Consider the following 6,275-nt stretch of genomic DNA (forward strand, 5'->3'; position numbering starts at 1 on the left):
TTTCTCAGTGAATAAGATGAGGTTTTGCCCTACTCGCGGCGGTAGGTAAGGTCGTTGGGCGCTTTCTGTCCCATCACCATATCCTCGTGGCCAGTGTCGAACAGGCCGAGACACCAGGTTTCGGCGCTCGGCACGTCGCGGTTCCAGTCGAACACCGCCTGGCGGTGCGCGATGCGCCATTCGCCATCGCGCCTCTCGAACCGGTCGAAGGCGCGCGCGCCGGTGAAGGTGTCGTAATCCTGCCCATTCTTGGCAAAGCGCGCGAAGGTAAGAATATAACTTTCGGCCCAGGCCGTGTCCTCACCGTGCAGCTCGATATGAACATTGCCGATGAAGTGCTGCATCACCGGCTTGTTCGTCTTCATGCGCTTGGCGGCTTCCTTAAGGTAGGGCACCGCCGGGCCATTATAGGCGGGCCCGTGTATTTCGTGTGCATCGTCCCAGTAACAGCTCAGCAGCAGTCCCTCGTCACCGCGATCGATCCCGCGCGCGTAGCGCATGATACAATCGTGGATGTCCTGCCTGGCGAGCAGAGTCTCTAGAGTGTTCGCGTGGGCCATGATCAGCGCCTCCCGTCGGGATTTTCGAGCCCGCGCGCCATCGACGCCTTGAGCGTACCCGGATCGCGCGCGAGGAAGGCACGTACGGAGACTGCGTGCGGGTCGGTGTCGTGCTCTTCGATATTATGCTCGACCGCGACGATCCCAGCCTTGCCGATATCGCGCGGAGAAGCCTGTTCCATCCAGGTCACATGCTTGGCCATACGCGTATCAACCGATCCGACGATCAGCGCATGCAGCGTTGTGCCCTGCTTCGCCAGTTCGGGCCGCAGGCAGTCGCCCGCCGCGCGCATCGCGAACTTGGACGGGCTGTATCCTCCCATAGAGGGCACGGCAACGATGCCGCCCGCCGACAGCACATTGATGACAGCACCGCCTCCATTGGTCTTGAGCACCGGAGCGAAGGCGCGAATTAACCGCACGGGGCCGAAGAAGTTGACCTCCATCGTTTCGCGGATCGAGCTTTCGTCTTCGGCCCCGAGCAGGGTCTTGCCGAGGTGGAAGACCCCTGCATTGTTGACCAGCAGGGTCAGGTCCGTGCATTTCGCCGCAGCGGCGGCAACCTGATCGGAGTCGGTCACGTCGAGTTGCACCGCCTCCAGCCGATCTTCCCCGTCGGCAATCTCCTGTGCGTCCTCAAACTTGCGCGAAGCGACGTAGACCTTGCGCGCTCCGTGTTCGAGCAGTTCCTCGACAAAGCCTTTGCCGATGCCTCTGTTGGCACCGGTCACAAGAGCGGTGCAGCCTTCTACTTTCATCAATCCTCTCCGAATGCATCACGATAGAAATCGGCGAATGCGGCTTCCCCGCCTCGGAAACCGCGGGGTTCGGGCAGCGTCGCCAGTTCATCCAGCCCATCGGGCCGGAATCGCGCGGCGCGGCTTTCCACCGCCTTGGCCGCGCGCATGTATCCGCCGCCTGCGACCCAGATCTCGCCAGTCCGGTCGCACGCCTCGCTCGCCAACCACGCGCACATTGCGGCGGCGCCTTCGGGCGCGAGGCGCGGGTCGGGTTCACGGTCGGGCCGGGCGGTCATCTTGGTCTGCGCGTAGGGGGTCAGCACGTTGACCAGGACCCCCTCGCGCCTCAATTCGTCGGAGAGGCTGAGCGCATACGCCGTCGCCGCGCCTTTGGAGGCGGCATAGGCGCTGCGCCCGCGTACTCCGTGGAGGCCGCCGGTCGAGGAGATCATCACGATCCGCCCCGACGGTGACTGGCGCAGGTGCGGGAGCGCGGCCTCGACCAGCCGGGTGTTGGCGAAGAAGTTGACCTCCATCACCTGACGAAGCTCCGTGTCACCCTCGCCGACCTTGATAGCGGGGCCGCTGATCCCTGCATTGAGCACCAGTGCATCGAGACCGGCGAATTGGTCGAGCGCCGCCTGAATGATCGCTTCGGGTCCGTCGAGCGCATCGACCGCGTGTTCGTCGATCGCAGCTGCGCCGCCTGCGGCAATGATCTGATCGACGACGCCCTGTGCAAGATATGGCCGGTGCGCATGGCGGCGGTTGTTCACCAGCACTTGGGAGCCCTCCGCCGCAACCGCCTTTGCGAATGCGGCACCCAGTCCGGCGCCCGCGCCAGTCACAATCGTCGAACGTCTTGTCATCCCCTCGATGCTAACGGGGTCAGTTCGATAATGAAAGTATAATCAGGGCGCTTTGCTACCGATCGTATATTCGACATCGGTGCTGACGATCGGCTCACGGCAATGCGAGCAGACAACCTTCGGATTGAGCGGCCCGCCACAATTTTTGTGAAACAGCAGGACCGGCGCACCCTCGGGCGAGGCGTAGTAACGATCGCCCCAGATCATCAGCATTAGCAACACCGGATAGTACTCCACGCCCTTGCGGGTCACGCGGTATTGCGTGGTCGAGGGGGAGGCCGGATCAGTCCTCTGCCGGATGACGCCAATCAATTCGAGCCACTTGAGCCGCTCGGAAAGGATGTTCGTGGCAATCGCCGTGTCCTGCCTGATCTCATCGAAGCGGTACAGGTTGGTGAAGATTGACCGCATGATCAGGCTAGCCCAGCGGTCCCCCATAAGCTGCGCCGACTCATTCATCAGCGATGTTGCGGTTTCCGGTGAATGACGCTGCTGGCGGCGGCGACTGTAGCTTGGGGCCATCAGGCCGACGCCAGGGCCCTCGCGCCAGTCAACTTCGAACGCACTGATTGTCTCGCCGCAGCTGCCGCAGGCGGGATCGGCCACGAAGCGATGGCCGCAGGTTTTGTGCGTCAGTTCGACGGTGATGTTGCCAGATTTCGCCCAACCAGTCTCCCATCGGAGCATCATCAGCGATGTCCAGTAGAGGTCGCGCCCCTTGGTGGTCATCACATATTCGAAGCGTGGCGGGGCGTCGCAATATTGGCGCTTTTCGAAAAGGCCCGCTGCAACCAGCTTCTTCAGGCGGTCGCTGAGCAGGGCCTTAAGCAAGCCGGTACGCTGACGGAAGCCGTCGAACCGTCGCTCTCCCAGCCAGCTCGCCTCGATTACCAGCAGTGTGGGGGTATCGCCGACAACTTCCAGGCTACGCCAGATGGAGCATGTACGAATTCTGACCGGTGCATTCATAGGGCTCAGCGTTTAGCATGCCTCGCCGCGTTGAAAAATAGGGCCGCGCCGATTGCATATCCAAGCGGCGCCACGATCGCCATCGCATTGCGAATGCCGTCTCCACCGGGGAAGAGCGAGTCGGAGATCGCCGCGGTCACGCTGGCGCCGATACCTATGCCCACCGCGTTGACGACGAAGACATAGATCGCGGCAATCGTAGCGCGCATTCCCTCAGGCGCCATTTCCTGCAGCACGCTGGGCGCGGCGCTGACTACCGCCGCCGCAGCGGTGAAGAACGCGACGAACAGCAGGCCCGCCAGCCAAATATCCGGCACCAGGGGGAAGGCGATGGCGGGAATAACCGCAATGGCCACCGCCCAGCCGCAAAAGCGCATCCGCGCCCCAGCAACGCCTCCACCAAAACGGTCCATAATAGCGCCCCCGCCTACCATGCCGAGCAGACCCCCGGCAATCAGGAGCGAACCGGCTATATAGCCGGTCGTCGCAAGATCCGTCTGGAAACCGCGCATATACATTGCTGGCAGCCAGTTGACCGTGCCGAGGACCGATAAATTAACTGCTGCGACACCGCCAAAGACCGACCAGTAGAAGCCGGACCGCTGACGCAATTCCGCCCCTATTGCCGCCCAAGGTAATCCTTCGTTCTTGCTCGAACGGGTTGTGTGTCCGGGATCGGGGATGAACAGGAATGCCAGTGCGATAAGGAACCCGGGAATTCCGGCAACGATGAAAGCGAATTGCCACGGTCGAACCGTACCGAAGATCGGCAGGCTCATCGTCTCGGCCTGCGCCACGAGCGCGACCACACCGCCGCCAATCATGAAAGCGAGCCCGGCACCCGTTGCGCTGCCAAGCCCGAAAAGGCCCATCGCGAGCCCGAGCCTCCGGCGCGGGAAACTGTCCGCGATGATCGAGTAGGCCGCAGGCGAAAGCACCGCCTCACCAACGCCTACACCCATGCGTGCGAGGAACAGGCCAATGAAGCTGGTCGCCTGTCCGCAGGCAACAGTCGCTGCGCTCCACGCCGCGATGCCCACTGCTATCGCGCGCGTCCGATTCACGCGATCGATCAGTCGCCCGAGCGGAATCGAGGCTATCGTGAAGAAGAGCGCGAAGCTCAGCCCTTGAATCAGGCTGATCTGAAAATCGGTTATATTCAGATCGCTTTTGATCTGGTCGACCAGAAGGCTGACGATCATCCGGTCTATGAAGCTGCAGATGTAAGCGATGAACAGCGCGGCCAGCGTCAGCCATGCCCTTAGTGGCGTCCGCCCGGGGCGGTTAACCGTCGGCGAGACGATCTCAGAAATCGCCTTCCACTCCCATGGCCTCGAGCAGTTCGGCGCGGTCGTAATATTCGCGCCATTCCTTGATCTTGTCGCCTTCGACCACCAGCACGCCGACCACCGGCACCTTGCCTTCATGTCCCTTGAAAGTGAATTCGTCCTGACGTTCGATAAAGACCGTGTCGCCGGTTACCGCCCAGTTGCGCACATTGAGGTGCATGTGGCTGGCATTGTCGACGAGGAATTGCATCCGCGGCAGAATGTCCTCGCGCCCCACGATAGGGTCTATCATCATCGAATGAAGCACGCCGTCTTCGGTAAACATGTTGGTAATGGCTTCAGCATCGCGGGCTTCCCATGCCGCGATCATCTTCTTTACCACAGCGATATTGTGTTGGGCATTTTCCTGCATTTCTCTCTCCTCGATGCTCGCGGGCTCATGGACCAACTGCGCTGGCATTTGTGCACTGGCAGGTGGCTGCGCAGCGAGCGCGAGAGCGTGGATGATCAGGCTGACAGACATAGCTCTCTCCTTTGGTATTTTTATGCAAGTAGTCGATGGATGTTCAAGGGGAGATGGTCAAGCGATAGTTAATACTCGTGAGCGATTTGCTTGCAATACAATACCGAGTCGCGCTATCGAACCGCCATAGCCAAAAAATTTGCGGAAGCGAGTTGCCATGCGCGTCGAAAAGCTGCCCCGGGTAAAATCTACCCTTCGCCCGTCGAATCATCCTTACATGTCCGGCCCCTGGACACCGCAACATGAAGAGGTGAATGCTTCGGAACTCGAAGTGCTCGAGGGAAAGATACCGGAGGACATCGACGGACTTTATCTTAGAAACACTGAGAACCCGGTGCATCAGCCGATAGGTCGGCATCATCCGTTCGACGGCGACGGGATGATCCATCAGATCGCCTTTTCCGAAGGCCGCGCAACCTATCGCAATCGCTTTGTGCGCACACGTTGCTTCGAAGCCGAACAGATCGAGGGCGGCGCACTGTGGGGTGGTCTCGCAGACGGGCCGGGAGTGTCGAAAAGACCCGGCTTCGGAGCCAAGGGCGATCTCAAGGACGCCGCCTCGACCGATATCGTGGTCCATGCAGGCAAGGCGATCGCGACGTTCTACCAGTGTGGAGAAGGCTACGTGCTCGATCCCGAGACGCTGGAGAACGAAGGCATCGCGCCGTGGGTACCGATCGACGGGATTTCGGCCCATCCCAAGGTTGACGAGGCGACCGGCGAACTGCTGTTCTTCAACTATTCGAAGCACCCGCCCTACATGCATTATGGGGTAGTCGACGCGGACGGGAAGCTGACGAACTATATCCCCGTTCCACTACCGGGGCCGCGCCTGCCGCACGACATGATCTTTTCCGAGAACTGGGCGATCCTCAACGATCTGCCCGTGTTCTGGGACGAGGAACTGATGAAGCACCGCAACCTGCACGCCGTGCGTCTGCACAAGGGCGTCCCCTCACGCTTCGCGCTGGTCCCGCGCCACGGCAAGTCCGAGGAAATCCGGTGGTTCGAGGCAGAACCGACTTACGTGCTCCACTGGCTCAACGCCTACGAGGAAGGCGATGAGGTAATCATGGACGGGTATTTCCAGGAAGACCCCACACCCCGCCCCGAGAAGTTTCAGGAGCACGGTGAGCACGCGCACATGATGGCCTACCTCGACGGGCACTCACTGGGCACCAGGTTACACCGCTGGCGCTTCAACCTGACGGACGGAACGACGACCGAGGAACGGCTGGACGATCGCACGGTCGAATTCGGCATGATCAACAAGAAGTTCGCAGGGCGGAAATACCATTACGTCTACTCCACCGTCGCCAAGCCAG

The 6,275-nt window shown here is 61.0% G+C and carries 7 protein-coding genes; 1 reads left to right on the forward strand and 6 read right to left on the reverse strand.

Annotated elements, in window-relative coordinates; translation table 11 throughout:
* Window positions 1–29: 29 nt before the first annotated feature.
* The 6 genes from ACFDTG_RS10370 to ACFDTG_RS10395 are packed head-to-tail and all read right to left on the reverse strand — an operon-like array spanning window position 30 to window position 4,950.
* Window positions 30–560, reverse strand: a complete 531-nt coding sequence (locus ACFDTG_RS10370) for a nuclear transport factor 2 family protein (RefSeq protein ID WP_375290965.1) — start codon at window positions 558–560, stop codon at window positions 30–32.
* Between the two features lie 2 nt (window positions 561–562).
* Window positions 563–1,318, reverse strand: coding sequence for an SDR family NAD(P)-dependent oxidoreductase (locus ACFDTG_RS10375; protein ID WP_375290966.1), 756 nt, complete (start codon window positions 1,316–1,318; stop codon window positions 563–565).
* Window positions 1,318–2,169, reverse strand: coding sequence for an SDR family NAD(P)-dependent oxidoreductase (locus tag ACFDTG_RS10380; RefSeq protein ID WP_375290967.1), 852 nt, complete (start codon window positions 2,167–2,169; stop codon window positions 1,318–1,320). The genes ACFDTG_RS10375 and ACFDTG_RS10380 overlap by 1 nt, the downstream gene beginning before the upstream one ends.
* A 42-nt stretch (window positions 2,170–2,211) precedes the next feature.
* Window positions 2,212–3,138 carry a winged helix-turn-helix transcriptional regulator gene (locus tag ACFDTG_RS10385; protein WP_375290968.1) on the reverse strand — a complete coding sequence of 309 codons (927 nt, stop codon included), beginning with the start codon at window positions 3,136–3,138 and terminating at the stop codon, window positions 2,212–2,214.
* A 5-nt stretch (window positions 3,139–3,143) separates the two neighbouring features.
* Complete coding sequence (locus tag ACFDTG_RS10390; protein WP_375290972.1) at window positions 3,144–4,496, reverse strand: MFS transporter; 1,353 nt, start codon at window positions 4,494–4,496, stop codon at window positions 3,144–3,146.
* Complete coding sequence (locus ACFDTG_RS10395; protein ID WP_375290969.1) at window positions 4,444–4,950, reverse strand: SgcJ/EcaC family oxidoreductase; 507 nt, start codon at window positions 4,948–4,950, stop codon at window positions 4,444–4,446. Before ACFDTG_RS10395 ends, ACFDTG_RS10390 begins: the two co-directional genes overlap by 53 nt.
* A gap of 157 nt (window positions 4,951–5,107) precedes the next feature.
* Here ACFDTG_RS10395 and ACFDTG_RS10400 point away from each other — a divergent pair.
* Window positions 5,108–6,275: carotenoid oxygenase family protein (locus tag ACFDTG_RS10400; RefSeq protein ID WP_375290970.1), on the forward strand; the 1,168-nt coding region annotated here is incomplete at its 3' end.

The organism is Qipengyuania sp., assembly GCF_042095715.1.
Classification (GTDB): Bacteria; Pseudomonadota; Alphaproteobacteria; order Sphingomonadales; family Sphingomonadaceae; genus Qipengyuania.